At 60.5% G+C, this 21,342-nt stretch carries 25 protein-coding genes; 7 read left to right on the top strand and 18 right to left on the bottom strand.

Features of this window, described 5'->3' with window-relative positions:
* Positions 1–181: 181 nt before the first annotated feature.
* The 8 genes from rseP to BW978_RS14815 form a co-directional block, all read right to left on the bottom strand.
* Positions 182–1,315: an RIP metalloprotease RseP gene (gene rseP / locus BW978_RS14850; protein WP_076396293.1), complete on the bottom strand. Its 1,134-nt coding sequence runs from the start codon at positions 1,313–1,315 to the stop codon at positions 182–184.
* Positions 1,316–1,380: 65 nt separating this feature from the next.
* On the bottom strand, positions 1,381–2,214 hold the full coding sequence (locus tag BW978_RS14845; RefSeq protein WP_076396291.1) for a phosphatidate cytidylyltransferase: 834 nt from the start codon (positions 2,212–2,214) through the stop codon (positions 1,381–1,383).
* A gap of 8 nt (positions 2,215–2,222) precedes the next feature.
* Entirely contained in the window at positions 2,223–2,966 is a 744-nt protein-coding gene (locus BW978_RS14840; RefSeq protein WP_076396289.1) for an isoprenyl transferase, read from the bottom strand.
* A 50-nt stretch (positions 2,967–3,016) separates the two neighbouring features.
* Positions 3,017–3,577, bottom strand: coding sequence for a ribosome recycling factor (gene frr, locus BW978_RS14835; RefSeq protein WP_076396563.1), 561 nt, complete (start codon positions 3,575–3,577; stop codon positions 3,017–3,019).
* A 59-nt stretch (positions 3,578–3,636) separates the two neighbouring features.
* Positions 3,637–4,359 carry a UMP kinase gene (gene pyrH, locus BW978_RS14830; RefSeq protein WP_076396287.1) on the bottom strand — a complete coding sequence of 241 codons (723 nt, stop codon included), beginning with the start codon at positions 4,357–4,359 and terminating at the stop codon, positions 3,637–3,639.
* A 95-nt stretch (positions 4,360–4,454) separates the two neighbouring features.
* The gene (gene tsf / locus BW978_RS14825; protein WP_076396285.1) at positions 4,455–5,381 is read right to left on the bottom strand and encodes a translation elongation factor Ts; all 927 of its coding nucleotides are present in this window, start codon (positions 5,379–5,381) and stop codon (positions 4,455–4,457) included.
* Between the two features lie 258 nt (positions 5,382–5,639).
* A complete protein-coding gene (gene rpsB, locus BW978_RS14820) occupies positions 5,640–6,407 on the bottom strand; it encodes a 30S ribosomal protein S2 (protein WP_076396283.1) in 768 nt (255 codons plus the stop codon).
* Positions 6,408–6,596: 189 nt separating this feature from the next.
* Positions 6,597–7,427 (bottom strand): cell envelope integrity EipB family protein, encoded by an 831-nt coding sequence (locus BW978_RS14815; protein WP_076396281.1) that lies wholly within the window; start codon positions 7,425–7,427, stop codon positions 6,597–6,599.
* 116 nt (positions 7,428–7,543) lie between these two features.
* On the opposite strand from BW978_RS14815, the gene BW978_RS14810 reads away from it, so the two are divergent.
* The 4 genes from BW978_RS14810 (at position 7,544) to BW978_RS14795 (ending at position 10,442) form a co-directional block, all read left to right on the top strand.
* Complete coding sequence (locus tag BW978_RS14810) at positions 7,544–8,014, top strand: RidA family protein (RefSeq protein ID WP_076396279.1); 471 nt, start codon at positions 7,544–7,546, stop codon at positions 8,012–8,014.
* Positions 8,011–8,742 (top strand): glycerophosphodiester phosphodiesterase, encoded by a 732-nt coding sequence (locus tag BW978_RS14805; protein WP_076396277.1) that lies wholly within the window; start codon positions 8,011–8,013, stop codon positions 8,740–8,742. The genes BW978_RS14810 and BW978_RS14805 overlap by 4 nt, the downstream gene beginning before the upstream one ends.
* Positions 8,743–8,752: 10 nt before the next feature.
* On the top strand, positions 8,753–9,952 hold the full coding sequence (locus tag BW978_RS14800) for a GNAT family N-acetyltransferase (RefSeq protein WP_076396275.1): 1,200 nt from the start codon (positions 8,753–8,755) through the stop codon (positions 9,950–9,952).
* A 70-nt stretch (positions 9,953–10,022) separates the two neighbouring features.
* Positions 10,023–10,442, top strand: a complete 420-nt coding sequence (locus BW978_RS14795; RefSeq protein WP_076396273.1) for an HIT family protein — start codon at positions 10,023–10,025, stop codon at positions 10,440–10,442.
* 30 nt (positions 10,443–10,472) lie between these two features.
* Here the strand turns inward: BW978_RS14795 and BW978_RS14790 are convergent, their stop codons facing one another.
* The 8 genes from BW978_RS14790 to cysE form a co-directional block, all read right to left on the bottom strand.
* Entirely contained in the window at positions 10,473–10,661 is a 189-nt protein-coding gene (locus BW978_RS14790) for a hypothetical protein (protein WP_076396271.1), read from the bottom strand.
* Positions 10,662–10,751: 90 nt separating this feature from the next.
* Positions 10,752–11,084: an AzlD domain-containing protein gene (locus tag BW978_RS14785; protein ID WP_076396270.1), complete on the bottom strand. Its 333-nt coding sequence runs from the start codon at positions 11,082–11,084 to the stop codon at positions 10,752–10,754.
* A complete protein-coding gene (locus BW978_RS14780; RefSeq protein ID WP_076396268.1) occupies positions 11,081–11,863 on the bottom strand; it encodes an AzlC family ABC transporter permease in 783 nt (260 codons plus the stop codon). Before BW978_RS14780 ends, BW978_RS14785 begins: the two co-directional genes overlap by 4 nt.
* 72 nt (positions 11,864–11,935) lie before the next feature.
* Complete coding sequence (clpA, locus tag BW978_RS14775; protein WP_076396266.1) at positions 11,936–14,413, bottom strand: ATP-dependent Clp protease ATP-binding subunit ClpA; 2,478 nt, start codon at positions 14,411–14,413, stop codon at positions 11,936–11,938.
* A 9-nt stretch (positions 14,414–14,422) separates the two neighbouring features.
* A complete protein-coding gene (gene clpS / locus BW978_RS14770; protein WP_054151297.1) occupies positions 14,423–14,770 on the bottom strand; it encodes an ATP-dependent Clp protease adapter ClpS in 348 nt (115 codons plus the stop codon).
* A gap of 241 nt (positions 14,771–15,011) precedes the next feature.
* Entirely contained in the window at positions 15,012–15,359 is a 348-nt protein-coding gene (locus BW978_RS14765) for a phasin family protein (protein ID WP_076396264.1), read from the bottom strand.
* Between the two features lie 200 nt (positions 15,360–15,559).
* Positions 15,560–15,766, bottom strand: coding sequence for a DUF3126 family protein (locus BW978_RS14760; protein WP_076396262.1), 207 nt, complete (start codon positions 15,764–15,766; stop codon positions 15,560–15,562).
* Positions 15,767–15,893: 127 nt separating this feature from the next.
* On the bottom strand, positions 15,894–16,718 hold the full coding sequence (gene cysE / locus BW978_RS14755) for a serine O-acetyltransferase (protein WP_069041459.1): 825 nt from the start codon (positions 16,716–16,718) through the stop codon (positions 15,894–15,896).
* Positions 16,719–16,789: 71 nt separating this feature from the next.
* Here cysE and BW978_RS14750 point away from each other — a divergent pair, with 71 nt between their 5' ends.
* Positions 16,790–17,593 carry an enoyl-CoA hydratase-related protein gene (locus tag BW978_RS14750; RefSeq protein ID WP_076396260.1) on the top strand — a complete coding sequence of 268 codons (804 nt, stop codon included), beginning with the start codon at positions 16,790–16,792 and terminating at the stop codon, positions 17,591–17,593.
* A gap of 3 nt (positions 17,594–17,596) precedes the next feature.
* On the opposite strand, the gene BW978_RS14745 is transcribed toward BW978_RS14750, so the two are convergent.
* Complete coding sequence (locus BW978_RS14745; protein WP_076396258.1) at positions 17,597–18,382, bottom strand: alpha/beta fold hydrolase; 786 nt, start codon at positions 18,380–18,382, stop codon at positions 17,597–17,599.
* Positions 18,383–18,545: 163 nt separating this feature from the next.
* Between BW978_RS14745 and BW978_RS14740 the strand changes: the two genes are divergently transcribed.
* Positions 18,546–18,791, top strand: coding sequence for a zinc-finger domain-containing protein (locus BW978_RS14740; RefSeq protein ID WP_076396256.1), 246 nt, complete (start codon positions 18,546–18,548; stop codon positions 18,789–18,791).
* A gap of 28 nt (positions 18,792–18,819) precedes the next feature.
* A complete protein-coding gene (locus BW978_RS14735; protein ID WP_076396254.1) occupies positions 18,820–19,983 on the top strand; it encodes an FAD-dependent monooxygenase in 1,164 nt (387 codons plus the stop codon).
* 12 nt (positions 19,984–19,995) lie between these two features.
* On the opposite strand, the gene BW978_RS14730 is transcribed toward BW978_RS14735, so the two are convergent.
* Positions 19,996–21,186, bottom strand: a complete 1,191-nt coding sequence (locus tag BW978_RS14730) for a cystathionine beta-lyase (protein ID WP_076396252.1) — start codon at positions 21,184–21,186, stop codon at positions 19,996–19,998.
* Positions 21,187–21,342: the final 156 nt, after the last annotated feature.

The raw sequence follows: 21,342 nt of genomic DNA, 5'->3' as shown, positions 1-21,342 counted from the left end.
CCTTCTTCCATTGCCCCGTAGTCGGCACCCGACTCCGGCCCGTGTGTGGTTTTAACGGGTTTTACCCTACAAGCAAGTGCGCGCGTTAATTTCTGTTTACTTCATTTCAACGCGTGGCCCAATCGCCACTATCAATTTGAAACAGCGTAAACAAATCCTTTCGCGACCTGCGTGCTCCCGCCTAGCCAATCAACCGGCTGATATCATTCCAAGTGGCGAAGACCATCAGAGACAGGATCATCGCCATACCGATACGGAACGCGATTTCCTGTGCGCCCTGCCCCATCGGCCTCCCCCGCACTGCCTCAATCGCGTAGAGAACGAGATGGCCGCCGTCAAGGACCGGAACAGGGAACAAGTTCAAAAGCCCCAATGAAACGGAGAGAACCGCTGCCAGATTTAACAGAGCGATAACGCCGAGCGTCGCCATCTGACCGGAGGCCTGAACGACGCGAACCGGGCCGCCGAGCTGATCGGCATTCATGCGGCCGGCGATCATGTTGCCGATATAGTCGAAGGTCCCGGTGACGATGTGCCCGGTCTGGCGCACGCCTTCCCAGACGGCCTCAAGCGGGGACAGTTCCACGATCCGGAAATTGCCCGCCTGCTGGTCGGTGATGATACCGATTTGGCCGACTTCCATTTCATTGCCGAATCGGTCGCTGGTTACGGCACGCTTTGGGGTCAGGGCAAAATCGATCTCCTGGCCCTCGCGCCTCACCGTCACTTCGACCGGGATCTCCGGGCGCATGGTGATGTAGCGGACGACATCGTCGAAGGTCTCGATCATGCGGCCGTCCAGCGCCAGCAGAACGTCGCCACGCTGGATGCCCGCCTCCTCTGCAGCACTGCCGGCCTTGATGTCAGCCACGACGGGATCCGAAACAGGCTTACCCATAAAGGCGAACATGCCGGCGAAGATGACGATGGCCAACAGGAAATTTGCAAAGGGACCCGCGGCGACAGTGACGGCTCTTTTCCAGAGCTTGGCGCCGTTTAGTGTCTGGGCTCGCTCTTCCTCGGTCAACTCGTCTGCAAGGGAGCCGTCCGGACGGCTCGCAGCGTCCGCGTCCCCGAAGAACCGCACATAGCCACCCAAGGGAACCGCGGACAGTTTCCAGCGTGTCCCGTGCTTGTCGGTATAACCGACCAGCTCAGGGCCGAACCCGACGGAAAACGCAAGAATGCGAATGCCCGACCATCGCCCGGCCAGATAATGACCCATCTCATGAATGAAAACGAGCAGAGACAGAATGAGAATGTAAGGCAGGATGTATCCGCCGAGAAAGCCGAAGACTGCGCTGATGTGATCCATCTGTCCGTTTCCTGCACTCGCTTCAGCGAGAATTTAAACCCGTCACCTGGAGCAAGCCCTACGCCTCAGAGACCAAAGAGGAAGGCGCCCATCGAGACGACGGTACCGACACCGCCGGCAGAACTGCCGATCGCCAAGAAGAACGCGGCAAAACAGGCAAATACAAGGCCATCGACCCGGTCCATGACACCGCCATGCCCAGGTATGAGGCGGCTCGAATCCTTGACGCCGAAACGGCGCTTGATGAACGATTCGAAGAGGTCGCCGATCTGGCTCGACACCGACAAGGCGAAGGCGACGACCGCGACCCAAAGCCCGACATCCTGGAAATGTGCCATCGCAATCAGAACGCCGCCGATGACGCCGGCCACCGTGCCCCCGATTGCCCCGGACCAGGTCTTGCCGGGGGAGATCTTCGGCGCAAGCTTCGGCCCGCCGATCGCCCTTCCGACAAAATAGGCTAGGATATCGGTCGACCAGACGACAATGAACACGAAGAGCATCGCAACGAAACCGAGCCAATCCTCGCCGCGGATGGCCGACAGCGAGATCGTGCTCAGCCCCGCGTAAAACAATCCGCCTGGCTGCCACCAGCTCACACGGCGGAGCATGGCCGGGATTGCAGCCGTGACAACCAGGCCTGCAAACAGCGGCACGGTCAATTCTGCCTGCCCGAACAACATGTTGAGGCTGATCACCGCCATCGAGAACCAGCCAAAGGCATTCGACCGAATATTGTCGTCCGCGAGCCGCGTGATCGTCGACCATTCGTAATAGATCAACAGGCCAATGCCGGCAGCCACGAGCTTGAAGGATAGTCCGCCGAACCAGGTTGCCGCGAGAACCACCGCGATCATGACGATAGCGGAGACGATTCTGAGCTGAAGTTCTCGCGACATTGTGAGCGTCATGAGCCGACGGCCACAGCTTTGGCCGAGAGGCCGCCGAAGCGGCGGTCGCGGGCAGCATATTTTTCGAGCACGGAGTCAAAAAGTGCCGGCGTGAAGTCGGGCCAGAAGTCAGGCACGAACATCAATTCGGCATAAGCCGCCTGCCAGAGAAGGAAATTCGACAGACGCTCCTCTCCGCTGGTGCGGATCACCAGATCGGGATCGGGGATGCCGGCGGTATCCAGGCAATCATTGAGCTTGCTTGCATCGATCTGCGACGGATCAAGCCGGCCAGCCTGTACGTCAGCCGCCAGACGTGCTGCAGCACGGGCAATTTCGTCGCGTGAACCGTAATTGAAAGCGATGACCAGCGTCATGCCAGTATTCTTGGCCGTGGTTTCCTCAGCTTCGAGGAGCAGCGAACGGATATCGTCACGCAGATTGACGCGATCGCCGATGATCCGGATGCGGATCCCGGCCCTATGCAAATCAGCAAGATCGCGGCGAATGAACGCCTTGAGCAGACCGAACAGCTCGTTGATCTCAGACTCCGGGCGCCGCCAGTTCTCCGAGGAGAAGGCAAAAAGCGTCAAAAAACCGACACCTGCCTCACCGGCAGCCTTCACGGTCTCGCGGACAGTCTCAACCCCCTTGCGGTGGCCGAACGTCCGGGGAAGCCCCCGTGCATTTGCCCAGCGGCCGTTGCCATCCATGATGATCGCAACATGCTGTGGAACGATGCGATGTTGAACTGTCGACATTGGCGAGGATCCAGGCGGCGTTGAGAGTGCTCGAAAGAAACGACTCTGCCTTAAACCTGCATGATTTCCTTTTCCTTGTCCGCGAGCAAGCGGTCGACTTCGACAATCGTCTCGTCGGTCATCTTCTGGACCCGCTCCGACTGGCTGCGGCTATCATCCTGGCCGATCGTGCCGTCCTTTTCCGCCTTCTTCAGGCCATCCATGCCGTCGCGGCGGACGTGGCGGATCGCGACCTTGGCCTTTTCGGCATAGTCATGTGCCACCTTGACCAGCGACTTGCGGCGCTCTTCGTTGAGTTCAGGCAGCGGAATACGCAGGTTCTGACCGTCAACGATCGGGTTGAGGCCAAGATTGGCTTCGCGGATCGCACGGTCGACGGCGCCCACCATGGACTTGTCCCAGATCGACACGCCGAGCATGCGCGGCTCCGGCACAGTCACGTTGGCGACCTGGTTCAGCGGCACGCGCGAACCATAGGCTTCGACCACGACCGGATCCAGCACGTTGGCGGAGGCCCGGCCGGTGCGCAGCGATGCGATGTCGTTCTTGAACGCGTTGATCGCGCCGTCCATACGGCGCTTGATGTCGTTGAGATCAACCCCTGCGGTCATCATGGTTCTCCCATTGCTCTATCAGTCGGCGGCATCAGATCGCCGCCATTCATGTGAAATCAGTTGTCGGTAACGATCGTCATGCGGCCGGCGCCGGACAGGATATCGCCGAAACCGCCCTTCTCGTGGATCGAGAAGACGATGATCGGAATATGATTTTCGCGTGCCAGGGCAACAGCGGCGACATCCATGACGGCGAGGCCCTTCTGCAGGACTTCGTCGTGGGTCAGGCTGTCGAAACGGGTTGCGGTCGGGTCCTTCTTGGGGTCGGCCGAATAGATGCCATCGACCTGAGTGCCCTTGAATATGGCCTGTGCGCCGATTTCTGCTGCGCGCAAGGCGGCGGCAGAATCGGTCGTGAAGAACGGATTGCCTGTGCCGCCGGCGAAGATCACCACCCTGCCTTGGGCCAGATGGTGAAGAGCTGCGCGCTGCGAGAAGCTTTCGCAGATCTCGGGCATGGCGATGGCAGAGAGGACGACGGTGTCGATGTCGAGCTTGCGCAGCGATGTGGCGAGAGCAAGCGCGTTGATCACCGTTGCCAGCATGCCCATGTGGTCGCCGGTGACGCGATCGCCACCCTTCGACGCGACGGCCACGCCGCGGAAGATGTTGCCACCACCGACAACGACGCCGACTTCCACACCCATGCGGCGGGCTTCGGCAATGTCTCCGGCGATCCGGTCGGCCACTGCCACATCAATCCCGAATCCCTGGCTACCCATGAGGGCTTCGCCCGAAGCCTTGAGGAGGACGCGCTTGAACAATGGCTTGGCTGACATGAATGCTCCCGAGATCAATTCTGTGCCGGATACACGAAGGGCACCGCGTTGTCACGCGATGCCCGATGTTTTCCCTCGAAGAAGGGTAACTGAAATCAGCCCTTGGCGACTGCAGCGACTTCAGCGGCGAAGTCGCTCTCTTCCTTCTCGATGCCTTCACCGAGCAGCAGGCGTGCCATACCGGTGACTTCGATCGGGGCGCCAGCATCCTTTTCGGCAGCCTTGATCGCGTCGCCGACGGTCACCTCAGGATTGATGACAAAAGCCTGCGAGAGAAGGGCGACTTCCTCGAAGAACTTGCGCATGCGGCCTTCAACCATCTTTTCGATGATGGCGTCCGGCTTGCCCGAAGCGCGCGACTGTTCGATGAAGACGTTGCGCTCGCGCTCAGCAACAGCGGCGTCAACTTCTTCCGAACGGATTGCGAGCGGGTTGGTCGCAGCGATGTGCATGGCGACCTGACGGCCGATGGCAGCGAGCACGTCCTTGTTGCCGGTCGACTTGAGCGCAACGAGAACGCCGAGCTTGCCGAGACCTTCAGAGGCTGCATTGTGGATGTAGGTGGCGACGACACCATCTTCGACCGAAAGCTTGACGGCGCGGCGCAGCGTCATGTTCTCGCCGATATGGGCGATCGCGTCCTTGATGGTGTCAGTGACGGTCTTGCCAGTGGCCGGGTAGCTTGCAGCGCCGATCGCTTCAACCGAACCGTCGGTGCCGATGGCAACCGAAGCCACGCCGCGGACGAGATCCTGGAACGCGTCGTTGCGTGCAACGAAGTCGGTTTCGGAGTTGACTTCGACGACAACGGCCGAAGTGCCGGCGCCGTTGATGCCGATCAGGCCTTCAGCAGCCGTGCGGCCCGACTTCTTGTCGGCCTTGGCGATACCCTTGGCGCGCAGCCAGTCGATGGCGGCTTCGATGTCACCGTTGTTCTCGGTCAGAGCCTTCTTGCAATCCATCATGCCTGCGCCGGACTTTTCGCGCAGTTCTTTTACCAGTGCTGCAGTGATTTCAGCCATTGTGTGCCTCTTGTCTGTTCAGGCGGACCGATCCGTGGCTTTGGGCGAACGGAGGGCCGCTGTGTTGGGGACGAAATGTACCCGGATGTATGACAACGTGATGAAGCAGGTCACCACGGAAACAATCGGCCGTCTTCGACGCCCACTCGCTGATGGCGAGCGGCATCCGGAAGAACGGAGGCCGCCCGCTGCTCGAAGAGCACACAGGCGGCCATTCCCTCGACGGGAAGAGCGGCGGGAGCCCGCCGCTGTACGCGATTATGCTTCGGCTTCGGTTGCGAGAGCCGGCTCGATCGGAGCTTCGGCAGAGGCGCCGATGTCACGACCGGAAGAGCCCTGCTGGCGAGCAATACCGTCGATGGCAGCGCGCGAGATCAGATCGCAGTAGAGAGCGATGGCGCGCGAAGCGTCGTCATTGCCCGGGATCGGATAGTCGATGAGGTCCGGATCGCAGTTCGAGTCGATGACAGCAACAACCGGGATGCCGAGGCGCTTAGCTTCGTCGATCGCGATCTTTTCCTTGTTGGTGTCGATGATGAACATCAGGTCCGGGGTGCCGCCCATGTCACGGATACCGCCGAGAGCCTTTTCAAGCTTCTCGCGTTCGCGCTCGAGGTTCAGGCGCTCCTTCTTGGAGTAGCCAGACGCTTCCGATGCCAGGATCTCGTCGAGCTTGCGCAGACGGGCGATCGAGTTCGAGATGGTCTTCCAGTTGGTCATCATGCCGCCGAGCCAGCGGGAGTTGACGTAGTACTGGGCCGAACGCTTGGCGGAATCAGCGATGATTTCCGAAGCCTGGCGCTTGGTGCCAACGAACAGAACGCGGCCGCCACGAGCGACGGTGTCGGACACGACCTGAAGGGCGCGCGACAGCATCGGAACGGTCTGAGCCAGGTCGATGATGTGGATGTTGCTACGATCGCCGAAGATGTACGGCTTCATCTTCGGGTTCCAGCGATGCGTCTGGTGACCGAAGTGAACGCCAGCTTCAAGAAGCTGACGCATGCTAAAATCAGGCAATGCCATGCCTTTTTCTCCTTTTCCGGTTGAACCCCCGCGAAGCAAACAGCAGTCCTTTCGGACAGCCACCGGGCGGAAGCGGCAGGATTTCTCCCTGTCGATCCCAAGCTTCGCGTGTGGAATGACGCCGGCCATACAGGGGCGCTGGGTAAAAATCAAGGGCAAAACAAGCGACTTGCCGGTGTTCGGGCGGCTTTACGGGCAGCCGACGTCCGGCTTGCCGAGAACTTCGAGCTTGGTCAGCTTGCCGGCCAGGACGAAATCGCCATAGTCGAGCGTCAGGTCGCGCGTGACGCCGTTCTCGTAAAGTTTAAAGGACTGGCTGTAAATTGGCTCCTGGTCGCCCCTGGTCTTCTCGTCGAAATAGGCGATGGATACAGGCCAGTAATCCTGGGCTCCGAGCGATTCCAGAGCTTTTGCTTCGGGGTCCGTGTCGCTCGACTTCGTCGGTCCACCGACAATGGTCGTGGTGAGAAAGGTCTGGTCGCCATCTTCGGAGCCATCGAAGATCCGCGATTCGAAGACCTGATCTCCCTTTCGCGCACGGGCGATCACTTCGAGCATGTGCTCGGCCGGAAACCGGCTATCTGCAAGCTCGAGCGCCCGCTTGTCGGGACCGGTCAGCTCGATCTTGACCTTGCCACCGGCTTCGGCTGCGGCGCCGCTGACATCCTTGTCGAGCTGATCATCGGTGAAGGACTTGTTCTCGAACCTGAACGTGCCAGCGGCGACATCTTCGAAGGTCGTGGATCGCTGATCGGTGACGCGCACCCCCTCGCCGACATCGATGCGGGTGACAAAGCGGAACTGGGTGTTGAAGCCCTTGCAGGCCGAGCCGCTGAACTCATAGACCATGCGGCCGCGTACGGATTCGATGCCGGAGCGGTCGGACGCTTCCTTCAACCCGATCTCGTAGACAGCGCGATGCGGCACCAGGCCGACGGTCGCAGCAGATGCCGCCTGCCCCGTCGCACTAAAGGCAGCCAGGGAAAGCGTCGCACGGACCGCCATTCGCAAAGGAAACATCGACACCCTCCTGTTGGACTCGTCATCGATGTTATAAGAACACATCCGGCAAAAGCGAGACATGCTTTTCGTCGCCACAAGTTTCTCAACTTTTATCAACAGACCGGGAATCGACCATGTCCGACACAATCGACGGCCGCCTTGCAGCGCTGGGCATCAGCCTGCCGGAAGCCGCAGCCCCCGCCGCCAATTACGTGCCCTATGTGATCAGCGGAAACCTGCTGTTCCTCTCGGGACAGTTGCCGATTGAAGGCGGAAAAGTGGCGGTGATCGGTCTGGTCGGCGGCGATGTCGCTTTGGCTGAAGCGCAGCGGGCGGCCGAACTCTGCGCGATCAACATCCTGGCGCAGGCCAAGGCAGCTCTCGGCGGCGAACTCTCGCGGATCACCCGCGTCGTGAAGCTCAACGGCTTCGTCGCCACAGCACCTGGCTTCGTCGAACAGCACCTCGTCATCAACGGTGCCTCGAACTTGATCGCAAACGTGCTGGGTGACGCCGGCAAACATGCACGCGCGGCCGTGGGCGTTGCGCAGCTGCCGCTGAATGCCGCCGTCGAAATCGACGCCATCCTGGAGATTGCGCTGTGAGCCATATCGACTGGATCAAGGACGTCCCCGTGGCCCATCGCGGCTATCACGATATGAACAGAGAAGTCTGGGAAAACACGCTCTCGGCCTTCAGCCGGGCCATCGAGGCGGGCTTTGCGATCGAATGCGACATCCAGCTTTCCTCCGACAGCGTGCCGATGGTCTTCCATGACCATGACCTGCAGCGTCTCTGCAACATGAACGGTGAGGTGCGTGAGCGCACGGCTGGCGAATTGCGGATGCTGTCGATCGGCGGCACCAAGGACAAGATCCCGACGCTTCGTCAGATGCTCGACCTCGTCAAGGGCCAGGTGCCGCTGGTGATCGAACTGAAGGGCATCGATGCGGAGCACGACGATGGCTTCGCCGAAGCCGTTCTCGAAGTGCTTGAGGGTTATGAGGGCAAAGTCGCTTTGATGAGCTTCGACTATCACCTGCTGCGGGCATTGAAGGTCACGGAATGCCCCTGGCCTGTCGGTCTGACTGCGGAAGGCGTGAAGCCGGAAAACTTTGCGGCGCACCGCGAAGCCATGGATCTCGGGCTTGATTTCACGTCGTATTGCGTGGCGCATCTGCCGAATGATTTCGTCTCCGACCTGCGTGAAAATGGCGCGCCCGTGATTACCTGGACAGTCAGGGATGAAATCATGCGGTCTCAGACCTATAAATATGCAGATCAGATGACATTCGAAGGCTTCGACCCGCGCCAGTCGCCGGCGATTGCCTGACGGGAGACCCATGGCAGACGAGGTGACGATCCGCGTAGTGCGCTCCTTCAAGGAGATCGCTTCGGCCGAATGGGGAGAGCTGACTGGAGCGTCCCGCTCCGCCCCTGGCTACAACCCCTTCACCTCGCATGCCTTTCTCTCATCCGTCGAGGAGTCGGGTTCAGCAACTGCCGAGACAGGCTGGATGGGCCACCATCTGCTGCTTGAAGAGGAAGGCCGCCTCATCGGCGCCATTCCCTGTTACCTGAAGAGCCACAGCCAGGGTGAATATGTCTTCGACCACGCCTGGGCCGATGCCTTCCACAGGGCCGGCGGGCGCTACTATCCCAAGCTTCAGGCTTCCATCCCCTTCACTCCGGCCACAGGGCCCCGGTTGCTCGTCCGACAGGGTGAGGACGTATCTCGCGTCCAGGCGCTACTTGCCCAAGGACTGCAGCAGGTGTCCCAGGAACTCGGAACATCGTCGGCACATGTGACCTTTGTGCCCGAAAGTGAGCTCCTTGCCCTTACGGAAGCCGGCTTTCTGCAGCGCACGGACCAACAGTTCCATTTCATCAATCGCGGCTATACGAACCACGAGGCGTTTCTCGCCGAACTCTCCTCCTCGAAGCGCAAAAATCTGCGCAAGGAACGGCGCAACGCGCTGGAAAACGGGATCAGCATCGACTGGTTGACGGGAAGCGATTTGACCGAGGAGATCTGGGATCAGTTTTTCCGATTTTACATAGACACCGGTAGTCGCAAATGGGGACGGCCTTACCTGACACGCCAGTTCTACTCGCTGGTCGGCGAACGCATGCCGGACGACGTCCTGCTCGTCATGGCAAAGCGTGACGGTCGCTATGTGGCGGGTGCGATCAACTTCATCGGCGTCGATGCGCTTTATGGCCGCCACTGGGGCTGCATCGAGGATCACCCCTTCCTGCATTTCGAAGTCTGCTACCATCAGGCAATCGACTTCGCGCTTCACAAAGGCCTTGCCCGTGTCGAAGCCGGCGCCCAGGGCGAACACAAGCTCGCGCGCGGCTACGAACCCGTGACCACGCATTCCGCTCATTTCATTGCCCATCCCGGGCTGCGCCGAGCAGTCGCCGACTATCTCGAACAAGAGCGGCGTGAAGTCGCGCAGGTCGGCGAGTATCTCGGGGAACATACGCCCTTCCGCAAGGGCGAGCGCCAACCGCGCCAAGGCGAGGAATTCGACGGTTGAGAGCTACTTATCCGGCTTGAAGCCTACCGGCCGCTGTCATTAAGTGACACGGCCACTGAAGGAGACCAGCATGACCGCCTATGATCCCAACAACATCTTCGCCAAGATCCTGGCCGGCGACATTCCGTCGGTGAAACTCTACGAGGATGAAAACACACTGGCGTTCATGGATGTCATGCCGCAGGCGCCGGGGCATCTGCTGGTCATCCCGAAGACTGGATCGCGCAATCTGCTTGATGCCGATCCGACGGTGCTGGCGAAGCTGATCCAAGTTGTGCAGAAGCTTGCCAACGCCGCAAAGGACGCCTTTGACGCCGACGGCGTCTATGTCGCGCAGTTCAACGAACCGGCAGCCGGGCAGACCGTCTTCCATCTGCACTTCCATGTCATCCCGCGCCACGAGGGCGTGCCGCTCAAGCCGCATGCTGGCGGCATGGCCGATGTCGACGTGTTGAAGGCCCATGCTGAAAAGATCAAGGCGGCGCTCTGAAACGAGCGCCAGCCCGATCTCGACGCGCCATCAGCCAATGAAGCCGCCGATCACCAGAACGGCGGCAACACCGACCAGCGCGAGGACCATCAACGGAAATGAGCCCGTCGAGCTCCAGCCGCCACCGCGGTACGACGTCTTGCGCAGGTCATCCGGCAAGACCTTGAAACGGGGCGGGTCCCCGTGCTTCAGCTTTCGGAAGCGTACTACCTTTGACATTTCGCTATCCTCCGGTTGATCGGACACCCGATTTGGGAAGCGAAATGTGGCAATTCCAGCGATCACACGTGTCTGTGAACGGACATGATGTCAGAGCCAGAGCAGGCCCGCACCCAGGATCGCCAGGGGCACCAGAACACCGACGATGACGCGCTGGCCGGACAGGAGGAAGGCCGCAAAGCCGATTCCGGCCGCCGCGAGCCTCAGCCAAAGCGGCGAGGTTTCGAGTGTGCCGGTCGGGAAGACGATGAGTTTTGCCGTCACTGCCATCACCAAAGCCGTCGCGACCGCCCTCACCCAGTTCAGCGCTTCGGATCCCTCCTGCAGCCGATTTCCGGCCAGGACACCGAGCCAGCGCCAAATATCCGTTGCAAGCCAGCCGGCGATGATGATGACGATGTACGGCCAATATTCCTGCATCAAACCACCTCGTCTGCCTGGGTGGTCGGATCGATGTCAGCGGCGGTCGCCTGCTTCTGCCCTGACCGGATCACATAGCGGTCGAACAGGTAAGCCAGCGTGCCGCCGCCGAGGCCGGCAATCAGGATGTCGAAACCGGGCATGACCAGCGCCAGGAGCGGGCCCGAGACAGCGCCGACGATGAAGCCCACCTTGACGACAGACTGTCGGCCCGTCGCCCAGATGGACGCGATGAAATAGACCGGGGTCAGGAAGAAGAGAAGGCCCGCAACCACGGGCGGGAACTTCGCCACCAGCCCATAGCAGACGCCGACGAGGATTGTGTTCACCGTCACCAGGGTGATGCCGAAGCCGGCGAAATAGGCGACCCGCCCTTCCCTCGGCACAGTCTTGAAGCTGCCCATCGCAAAGACCCAGGCAGTGATTGCGATGAAATGCGACAGGACGAGCAAAAGCCAGGTCGGCGTGCGTTCGGTGCGCATTTCCGGCACGAGCGAGGCAACCATGGGCATCATGCGGATGGAGGAGAGCGAAACGGCGAGGAAGATCGCCAGCAGATTGGCGCCGCTGGTCATCGTGCCGATCAGAATCATCTTGGCCGGCAGCGCCCAAACGGCCGCTGTCATGAACATCGCTTCCGCGCGGCTGACGCCCGATTCAAGCGCGAAGGCAGAAAAGCCGACGAAGGAAATCATAAGGATGATCGCAGGCAGGCTGTAGAGCCCGCGCATGCCGGTGAAAAACCACCGTGTTTGAGAAATATCGGAGGTGGCCGAAGACATCTGAAAATCCGGATCGGCAAAAAGAAAGTGCCGGGCAGAACGCCCGGCACGGGTCTCTCAAGCTTGGGGTGCTTACTTCTTCTTCGGCACCTTCGGCACGGCGGAGCGTTTCGGCTGCTTCGGTGCCTCATCGATGACGGCGACATCGCCCTCATCGACAATCGCCGTCGCCTTTGCCGCCGGCTTGCGCTTCGCCTTGACAGGCTTTGCCGATGCAACTTCGGCCTCCGGCTTCGGCTTCACGGCGGGGACCTCTGCAATCGACTCCAGATCGAGCACTTCGGCGCCGGTGTCGTCGGTCTTGGTGCCGACCTTGACGACGCCACCCTTCTTCAGCTTGCCGAAGAGGATCTCGTTGGCGAGCGGCTTCTTGATATGCTCCTGGATGACACGCCCCAGCGGACGGGCACCCATCTTCTCGTCGTAACCGCTCTTCGCCAGCCAGGCGATCGCGGATTCGGACAGATCGAAGGTCACGTTGCGCTCGGACAACTGGGCTTCCAGCTGCATGACGAACTTCTGCACCACCTGATGGATGACTTCCGTCGGCAGCGGTGCAAACGGGATCGTCGCATCGAGACGGTTGCGGAATTCCGGCGTGAACAGGCGGTTGAGCGCCTCCTCGTCTTCGCCGGTACGCTTCGAAGAGCCGAAGCCGATCGCCGACTTCGCCATTTCCGACGCGCCCGCATTGGTCGTCATGATCAGGATGACGTTGCGGAAGTCGATCTTCTTGCCGTTGTGATCGGTCAGCTGGCCATGGTCCATGACCTGCAGCAGGATATTGTAGATATCCGGATGCGCCTTTTCGATTTCATCGAGCAGAACGACCGAATGCGGATGCTGGTCGACGCCATCGGTCAGCAGACCGCCCTGGTCGAAGCCGACATAGCCGGGAGGCGCACCGAGCAGACGCGAAACCGTGTGCCGCTCCATGTATTCCGACATGTCGAAGCGCAGGAGTTCGACACCCAGCGACGACGCCAGCTGCTTTGCCACTTCCGTCTTGCCGACGCCCGTCGGCCCGGAGAAGACGTAGGAGCCGATCGGCTTGTTCGGTTCGCGCAGGCCGGCACGGGCAAGCTTGATCGAGGTGGAAAGGGCTTCGATTGCCTTGTCCTGACCGTAGACGACGGACCGCAGTTCCTTTTCGAGATTGGCGAGCACCATCTCGTCGTCCTTGGACACCGTTTTGGGGGGAATGCGTGCCATGGTCGCGATTGTCGCTTCGATCTCCCTCTCGGTGATCAGCTTGCGGCGACGCGAGGCCGGCAACAGCATCTGGGCCGCACCCGTCTCGTCGATCACGTCGATCGCCTTGTCGGGCAGCTTGCGGTCGGAGATGTAGCGGGCCGAAAGCTCGACAGCCGACTTGATCGCCTCGTTGGTATAACGAAGCTTGTGATACTCCTCGAAATAGGGCTTCAGGCCCTTCATGATTTCGATCGCATCATCGATCGACGGTTCATTAACATCGATTTTCTGGAAGCGGCGGACCAGCGCCCGGTCCTTTTCGAAGAACTGGCGATACTCCTTGTAAGTGGTCGAACCGATGCAGCGGATCGCACCGGACGAGAGCGCCGGCTTCAAGAGGTTCGACGCGTCCATTGCGCCGCCAGAGGTCGCGCCAGCGCCGATCACCGTATGGATCTCGTCGATGAACAACACGGCACCCGGATAGTCCTCGAGTTCCTTGACCACCTGCTTCAAACGCTCCTCGAAGTCACCGCGATAGCGGGTGCCAGCAAGCAGCGTGCCCATGTCGAGCGAGAAAATGGTTGCGTCTGCAAGCGCTTCCGGCACCTTGCCCTCGACGATGCGCTTGGCGAGGCCTTCGGCGATCGCGGTCTTGCCGACGCCTGGATCACCCACGTAAAGCGGGTTATTCTTCGAACGACGGCACAGGACCTGGATCGTCCGGTTGACCTCGTCATGGCGACCGATCAGCGGATCGATGCGGCCCGTCTTGGCCTTTTCGTTGAGGTTGACGCAGTAGGCCTTCAGGGCCTCCTGCTTGCCCTTGGCGGAGGCTTCATCCGGCTCGCGGCCCGGCTTGGCCTCGGGCTCACCATCATCCGAACCGCGCGGGCTGCGCACCTGCGATGCGCCCGGACGCTTGCCGATCCCATGGGAGATGTAGTTGACCGCATCGTAGCGGGTCATTTCCTGTTCCTGCAGGAAATACGCAGCATTGCTCTCGCGCTCGGCGAAGATCGCAACGAGCACATTGGCGCCGGTCACTTCCTCGCGACCCGAGGACTGGACATGGATCACGGCCCGCTGGATGACGCGTTGAAAGCTCGAAGTCGGCTTCGAATCCTCGTCATAGCCGGTAATGAGATTGGCGAGATCGTTGTCGACGAAATCGGCGACGGTCTTGCGCAAGGCATCGAGGTTGACGTTGCAGGCCCCCATGACGGCGGCGGCATCGGCGTCGTCGATCAGAGCGAGCAGCAGGTGCTCCAGCGTCGCATATTCATGGTGACGCTCGTTGGCGTAGGTCAGGGCCTGATGCAGCGCTTTTTCGAGGCTGGGTGAAAATGTTGGCACGTCTGATCCTCACTTCTTTTCCATGACGCATTGAAGCGGATGTTCATGTTGCCTGGCGAAATCCATAACCTGTGAGACTTTGGTTTCGGCGACTTCGTAGGTGAAGACACCACATTCCCCGACACCATGATTGTGGACGTGCAGCATGATGCGGGTGGCGGCTTCCCTGTCCTTTTGGAAAAAGCGCTCCAGGATGTGGATCACGAATTCCATCGGGGTGTAGTCGTCATTCAGAAGCAGGACGCGATACAGATTCGGCTTCTTCGTCTTCGGCTTGGTGCGAGTGATCACCGAGGTGCCGCGATTGGCATTATCCCCGTCACCCTGGCTCTGCATGAAGACCGGCTTGGCAGTCATTTCAGTTCATTCTCCGTTGTCCGGCCGGTTTGCCGTTACACATCGGTGCGGACGAACACTCAGCACAGTAAGGTAGTTCATTATGCGGTGATTTTAAGCCCCCCAGGCTGCCATGACGACAATTTGTCACGAAGCCCGGAAATGCGAGGAAATTGAAGAATTAGGTTATACCAGCAGCCACAAATGACAAGACCGGCCGTGCGGGGCACGGCCGGTCTCGAATGTTACGCGCAAGCTTCGATCAGGCGGCGGTGGACATGGGCGCCATGGCCTTGCCGACAACACCCTCGTAGGGCTTGTAAGCGATCTTGGCGAGGTCGGCATACATTTCGCCCATCTTGGTCGCTTCGGCAACGAAGCTCTCATAGGAGGACTTCATGAAGGAGGTCTGGAGCTCGAAAGCTGCCTCAACGCTCTTCACCGATGTCAAGGCTTCCATGTAGGATGCCATGTCCTGGAACGACTTCTTGGAATAGTCGGTCGCTTCGGTCGCAATCGCTTGAAAACTCTTGGTCACCTCCGAATAGTTCTTCATCATGGTTTCCATGGCTTCCCTGCTCTTCTTGCTGGCGTCATCGATGTTGAACATGCGAGCATCCTCCTTCTGTCGGCATATCAGATAGCCCGAAGATAGCATCCGCACAAAAACGGTCAAGTGAATTTGTGCACCGCACAACAATCGTCAATTGTAAGCCGGATAAGAAAAAGGGGCCTGTACGCCTTGGTACAGCCCCCTGCTTTGCGATCATGCGATCAAACCTCGCCGCCTATTGTGGCGACAGAAGCGAGTTACGTCAAATCGACGTCGAGGATCGCCATGGAGAAATTGTAGGAGAGATCACCGTCTTCGTCGTCCTTGAAGACAACGCCGAGAAACTCGTCACCGACATACACCTCAGCGGAATCGTCCTTGCGCGGACGGGCCTTCACACTCATCGTCGGGTTGAAGGTGCGCTTGAAATAGGCGTCGAGCTTCTTCAGTTCTTCGGGTTTCACACTGCGTCTCCGTGGACTGTTTCTTGGGTGCGCGCTTGTCGCACGGGCATTCCGGACCTGTAAAGACGCGAAGTGAAGTTTGCCCCAGGGAACCCGGGCAAACCTTGCCGTTCACGTTCTCGTGCGGTCAGTCGTCCGAGGCGATCATCTGGTCCATTGAGCGCGCCGGCTCGGCACAACCCGCCTCCCCGACCACGCGTGCGGGTACGCCGGCGACTGTTGTGCATTTCGGCACGGGCTTTAGAACGACGGATCCTGCAGCGATGCGCGAGCAACTGCCAACCTCGATATTGCCGAGAACCTTGGCACCCGCCCCGATCATCACGCCGTCACCGATCTTGGGATGGCGATCCGCACCTTCCTTGCCGGTACCGCCGAGGGTAACGCCGTGGAGGATGGAAACATTGTCTCCGATGCGTGCGGTTTCGCCAACGACGAGACCAGTGGCATGGTCGAGGAAGATGCCCTTGCCGATCCGTGCGGCCGGGTTGATGTCGGTCTGGAACATGTTGGACGAGCGGCTCTGCAGATATAGCGCAAAGTCCTTGCGGCCATTGTTCCACAGCCAATGGGCCAGACGATGGGTCTGGATCGCATGGAAGCCCTTGAAATAGAGCACCGGCTCGAGGAACCTCGTGCAGGCCGGATCGCGGTCGTAGACGGCCTGGATGTCGACGCGGAGAATACCGGTCCATTCCGGCCAGTCGGCCATCATCGCCTCGAAGGCCTGGCGCAACACGATCGCAGGTACGTCGGAGTGATCGAGCCGTTCGCAGATCCGGTAGATCACACAATCCTCCAGCGAGCGGTGGCTGAGCACCGTCGAGTGGAAGAAGGCCGCCAGCATCGGATCGCGATCGGCCGCCACACGGGCTTCATGCCGCAGGCTGTCCCAGATCGGATCCATGGACTTGACAGTCTCGGTCTTGAGGACGTCGTTGTGTGCGACCATTGCCGGTCTCCTCATTCGTCGTAGAGACGCATTATATAGTCCAAGACCTGATGAACTCAAATGGGGGCCGCATGAAACAGTCGATCAGCTTCGCCAATGGCTTTATCAAAGCTTCCCGTGAGGCCGGAACGGGGCTGTTGGTCCTCGACAATCCGCAACGCAAGAATGCCGTGACGGCGGCCATGTGGCGGGCCATCCCCGAGGCCATTCATTGGCTGCATGTCGAGGCGGAGGCACGCGTGATCGTGATTTCCGGGGCCGGCACCGCAGACTTCAGCGCCGGAGCAGACATTTCGGAATTTACCGAATTACGCAAGGATGCTCAGACCGCGCGCGTCTATGAGGCCTCGAACAGCCGCGCCTTTGCAGCCATCCGGGAAGCGCCGGTTCCCATAATCGCGGCGATCAGGGGTGTCTGCTATGGCGGCGGCTTCGGTCTGGCGGCGGCGGCCGACTTGAGGATTGCGGCATCCGATGCGGTGTTTGCGGTCCCTGCCGCGCGTCTCGGCCTTGCCTATCCGGCCGATGCCGTCCAGGATTTCGTGCGTGGCCTCGGAAGCCAGATGGCACGGCGCGCGCTTTACACCGGCGCCGCCATGAAGGCGCCAGACCTTCTCGGCTGCGGTTTCCTGTCTGAAGTCACCGAGCCCGACGAACTGGAGCAGCGCGTAAAAATGCTGGCCGACACGATTGCCGCGAATGCGCCCTTGTCGCTGCGCGCGTCGAAACTCGCCCTGCGCGCCGTCGAACAGGCCGACGATGACATGCTGCGAGAAGCCGAGATCATCGGCGCCTCGACCTTCGAAAGCGCGGACTATCGCGAGGGCCGCTTAGCCTTTGCCGAACGCCGGCGGCCTGTTTTCACCGGCCGCTGAGCGTCAGTTTCCGGCCAATTCCGAATAGAAGTCGAGAGCCGCCTTCTTGAACACCCGATCACCGACTGCCAGCATATGGTCGCGATTGGGGATATCGAGCGCCACGGCCCGCGGCATGAGTTCGGCCAGTTCATGCGGGGATCCGGCAATGTCATCTTTGGTACCCACGCCGATCAGGGTCGGGATCTCGACCCTGGCGATATCCTCCCGGCGCACCAGGTCGCGCGAGGTGCGAATGCAGGCGGCAAGCGCCAGACGGTCTGACTTCGTCTGGTCCGCAAAGGCGCGGAACATACGGCCCCGCTCGTGGGAGACGTCATCGAGCGAAGGTGCAAGCAGTGCGTCAGCGATCGGATCCCAGTCGCCCACACCGTCGCACATGCCGATACCGAGCCCGCCGAAGACCAGCGAACGAACCCGGTCGGGGTGTTCGATGGCAAGGAAGGCGGAAATCCGGGCGCCCATGGAATAGCCCATCACATGGGCATCGGCGATCCCGAGATGGTTGAGCAACGCTGCGGCATCAGCGGCCATGGAGGTCGGGTGGTAGGCTTCCGGCTCATGCGGCTTGGCGCTTGCGCCGTGGCCGCGATTGTCGATGGCGATCACCCGGTAGCCGGCATCGCCCAGCGTCCGCAGCCAGCCGGGATAGACCCAATTGACGCTTGCCGAGGAGGCAAAGCCGTGAATCAGCAGCACCGGATCGCCTGCCGGATCGCCATCGTCGAAATAGGCGAGGTCTAGGCCATCATTGCGGAAGCTGGAAAACGGCGGCGCGTCGAGATTCATCGATCAGTCCTTGTGAGCACGGGCCGGCAACCATAGCCATGGATACGGTGACATCAATTGCCGCAGGCAGATTTTCTGTGACTTTTGCATCCCCCCGGCTCTACACATTTGGCGATGACGGCGCTAATGTCCGCGCAAATTCGCACAGCATTCGGAGCAAGTCATGGCCGGCCACACCATTCCCCATTTTCAGAACGACGGCGGTCACCGCGTGATCGAAGTCGGCGTGAAGGAATTCATGTGCACCGGCGCCTCCGTGCCTTACGACCATCCGCATATCTTCATCGACATGGGACATGACAACGAAAAGGTATGCTCCTACTGCTCGACGCTCTACCGCTACAATCCGAGCCTGAAGGCCGAGCAGACCAACCCGCCGGGCTGCGTCTTCCACATCAAGGCGGCGTGACCGCGGCGTCACGATCGGCATAGATTTCATGTCCATCAAGCACGCCGCCATCGTCGGAGCCGGGGTGGCGGGGCTGACTACTGCCCTGTCGCTTGCCGCGAAGGGCATTTCGTCTGATATCATCGAGCAGGCACCGCAACTCGGAGAAGTCGGCGCCGGGCTCCAGCTATCGCCCAATGCGACCCGCGTCCTCGACGCGCTTGGCGTGCTCGGAGAACTCGAACGTCACTGGTTGGAGCCAACGGCGATCAGCCTGGTTTCAGGCAGGGACCTGCGCCCGCTGGCATCTGTACCCGCCGGTCAATTCGCCAGGAAGCGCTGGGGTCATCCTTACGGCGTTCTGCACCGTTCGACCCTTCAGCAAGGCCTTCTGCGCGCGGTACTCAACCAACCGCTCTGCCGGCTGCATCTCGGCCATCGGGTACAGGGCGTTGGGGGCGATGCCCTCGCCTCGATCACCCATCGCAAACCCGATCTGGTCATCGGCGCCGACGGCGCTTGGTCGGTCGCCCGCGATGCGATCGTCGGCGCGCCGAGCGTCAGCTTTTCCGGCAACATCGCCTGGCGCTTCACCATCAGCCGGGCTGCGGCGCCGGGCTTTCTGTCCCGGACGGGTGTGACTGCCTACCTCGGCGCCAAGGCGCATCTCGTCAGCTATCCACTGAACGAGATCGAGGGCTTCAATCTGGTTGCCATTGCAGCAGGCACGAGGAGCGACGAAAGCTGGGCCATCGATGCGGATGCGGCGCGACGCGCAATGCTGCTCGAACAGTTTTCAGGCTGGCATCGCGACATCAGAACCATTCTGGCCGGCGCGGAGCGACCAACCTTCTGGCCGCTGTATCAGGCTTCCGACGGCAACTGGCACAATGGGCGCGATACGATCCTGATCGGGGATGCGGCGCATGCAATGATGCCTTTTTCCGCGCAAGGAGCGGCCATGGCCATAGAAGATGCCTTTGCGCTGGCAGCCCATGTCGCGCGGTCACCCCTGCCCTCGGCTCTTGCCGCCTTTACGAGCGAACGCAAGGCGCGCACTGCCCGGGTCAAGGCACGCGGCGACTTCAACCGCTTCGCCTACCATGCACGCGGACCATTCCGCCTCGGACGCGACATCGTTTTGTCGCTGCGCTCTCCCGAGACGCTCGCCGCCGACCTGGACTGGCTCTACGGCCATCGGATCGACGGCTGAACGGTTTAGGCGTCAGACAGACGCTGCCGCTGCAAATCCACGCTCGAGATCAGCGCAGATGTCCTCGACATTCTCGAGGCCGATCTGGAGCCTGATCACGGCGCCGTCGGTCGGACCCTTGCGGATCTTGCGGTCTTCGAGATTGACGAGAACCGCGAGACTCTCGTAGCCGCCCCAGGACCAGCCCAGGCCGAAAAGCTGCAGGGCATCGAGGAAGGCATGCGCCTTCGGCTTGATCTTGTCTTTGGAGGCTGCCGGAAGAACGAAGGAGAAGACGCCGCTCGCGCCCTTGAAATCGCGCTTCCAGATGGCGTGACCGGGAAAGCTTTCGAGCGCCGGATGCAGGACCTGCCCGGCGTCGTCTCGACCTTCCAGCCAGCGCGCGACCGAAAAAGCACTCTTGTAGTGGTGCTCCAGACGCAGACCCATCGTACGCAGGCCGCGCAGGATCTGATAGCTGTCATCAGGGGCGCCGCAGATGCCGAGCGTGATGTTCGCCTCTTTCAGCACCGGCCAGTGCTTGGCATTGGCGGAAACGGTCCCCATCAGGATATCGGAATGGCCCGATGGATATTTGGTGGCGGCGTGGATGGAGATGTCGGCGCCGAAATCCAGGGCGCGGAAATAGAGCGGCGTCGCCCAGGTGTTGTCGATCGTAACCACGCAACCATGCTTGTGCGCCGCGTCGGAAATCGCCCTGATATCCTGCATTTCCATGGTGTTGGAGCCCGGCGCTTCGGTGTGCACGAGCTTGGTGTTCGGTCGGATAAGACGTTCGATTTCCGATCCGATCTCGGGATCGTAATACTCCACCTCGACACCGAGGCGTGTCAGCATCGTGTCGCAGAAATGGCGGCAGGGCGAATAGACGGAATCAACGATCAGCGCATGGTCGCCGGCCGACAGAAATGCGAGAAATGGCACCGTGATCGCGGCAAGACCCGACGGCACCAGGATCGTTCCGGCCGATCCCTCCAGCTCGTCAATCGCACGACACAGAGCATCCGTCGTCGGCGTGCCTCGCGTGCCGTATGTGTAGGGTTGCGTGCGCGTTTCCATGGCCCGCGCATTGGGAAAGAGGACTGTCGAGGCATGCACGACCGGTGGATTGACGAAGCCGTGGTAGTCGGCCGGATCATAGCCGATATGGCACAGTCTCGTGTCGGTGCCGGCAGACGCCAGCCAGTCTTTGGATTTGCTCATGGATTGACGATTCCTCAGGCTCGGTTCCGGTGGTTTTCGCGCCTCATTGAAGAGTGGTCAAGTTGCACAATTCTGTGATCCGCGGCGCAAGTCTTGCAGTTCGAGCATATCAGAACAGTCAAAAAGGCGAGATTTTCATCACTTCAGGCTAAAAAC

Source organism: Rhizobium sp. RU33A (assembly GCF_900156055.1).
In the GTDB taxonomy this organism is placed as follows: domain Bacteria; phylum Pseudomonadota; class Alphaproteobacteria; order Rhizobiales; family Rhizobiaceae; genus Allorhizobium.
The sequence above is the reverse complement of the archived record's forward strand: the minus strand, read 5'-3'. Positions and strand labels throughout refer to the sequence as shown.

Coding starts and splice junctions, on each gene's coding strand:
- BW978_RS14815 (WP_076396281.1), bottom strand. CDS start 7,427: ATGTTTCCTTTGCGAATGGCGGTCCGTGCGACGCTTTCCCTGGCTGCC.
- BW978_RS14740 (WP_076396256.1), top strand. CDS start 18,546: ATGGCCGGCCACACCATTCCCCATTTTCAGAACGACGGCGGTCACCGC.
- clpS (WP_054151297.1), bottom strand. CDS start 14,770: ATGACTGCCAAGCCGGTCTTCATGCAGAGCCAGGGTGACGGGGATAAT.
- BW978_RS14800 (WP_076396275.1), top strand. CDS start 8,753: ATGGCAGACGAGGTGACGATCCGCGTAGTGCGCTCCTTCAAGGAGATC.
- BW978_RS14750 (WP_076396260.1), top strand. CDS start 16,790: ATGAAACAGTCGATCAGCTTCGCCAATGGCTTTATCAAAGCTTCCCGT.
- BW978_RS14810 (WP_076396279.1), top strand. CDS start 7,544: ATGTCCGACACAATCGACGGCCGCCTTGCAGCGCTGGGCATCAGCCTG.
- rpsB (WP_076396283.1), bottom strand. CDS start 6,407: ATGGCATTGCCTGATTTTAGCATGCGTCAGCTTCTTGAAGCTGGCGTT.
- BW978_RS14790 (WP_076396271.1), bottom strand. CDS start 10,661: ATGTCAAAGGTAGTACGCTTCCGAAAGCTGAAGCACGGGGACCCGCCC.
- BW978_RS14735 (WP_076396254.1), top strand. CDS start 18,820: ATGTCCATCAAGCACGCCGCCATCGTCGGAGCCGGGGTGGCGGGGCTG.
- BW978_RS14730 (WP_076396252.1), bottom strand. CDS start 21,186: ATGAGCAAATCCAAAGACTGGCTGGCGTCTGCCGGCACCGACACGAGA.
- BW978_RS14780 (WP_076396268.1), bottom strand. CDS start 11,863: ATGTCTTCGGCCACCTCCGATATTTCTCAAACACGGTGGTTTTTCACC.
- BW978_RS14795 (WP_076396273.1), top strand. CDS start 10,023: ATGACCGCCTATGATCCCAACAACATCTTCGCCAAGATCCTGGCCGGC.
- cysE (WP_069041459.1), bottom strand. CDS start 16,718: ATGGTCGCACACAACGACGTCCTCAAGACCGAGACTGTCAAGTCCATG.
- BW978_RS14845 (WP_076396291.1), bottom strand. CDS start 2,214: ATGTCGCGAGAACTTCAGCTCAGAATCGTCTCCGCTATCGTCATGATC.
- BW978_RS14840 (WP_076396289.1), bottom strand. CDS start 2,966: ATGTCGACAGTTCAACATCGCATCGTTCCACAGCATGTTGCGATCATC.
- frr (WP_076396563.1), bottom strand. CDS start 3,577: ATGACCGCAGGGGTTGATCTCAACGACATCAAGCGCCGTATGGACGGC.
- BW978_RS14765 (WP_076396264.1), bottom strand. CDS start 15,359: ATGTTCAACATCGATGACGCCAGCAAGAAGAGCAGGGAAGCCATGGAA.
- tsf (WP_076396285.1), bottom strand. CDS start 5,381: ATGGCTGAAATCACTGCAGCACTGGTAAAAGAACTGCGCGAAAAGTCC.
- pyrH (WP_076396287.1), bottom strand. CDS start 4,359: ATGTCAGCCAAGCCATTGTTCAAGCGCGTCCTCCTCAAGGCTTCGGGC.
- rseP (WP_076396293.1), bottom strand. CDS start 1,315: ATGGATCACATCAGCGCAGTCTTCGGCTTTCTCGGCGGATACATCCTG.
- BW978_RS14745 (WP_076396258.1), bottom strand. CDS start 18,382: ATGAATCTCGACGCGCCGCCGTTTTCCAGCTTCCGCAATGATGGCCTA.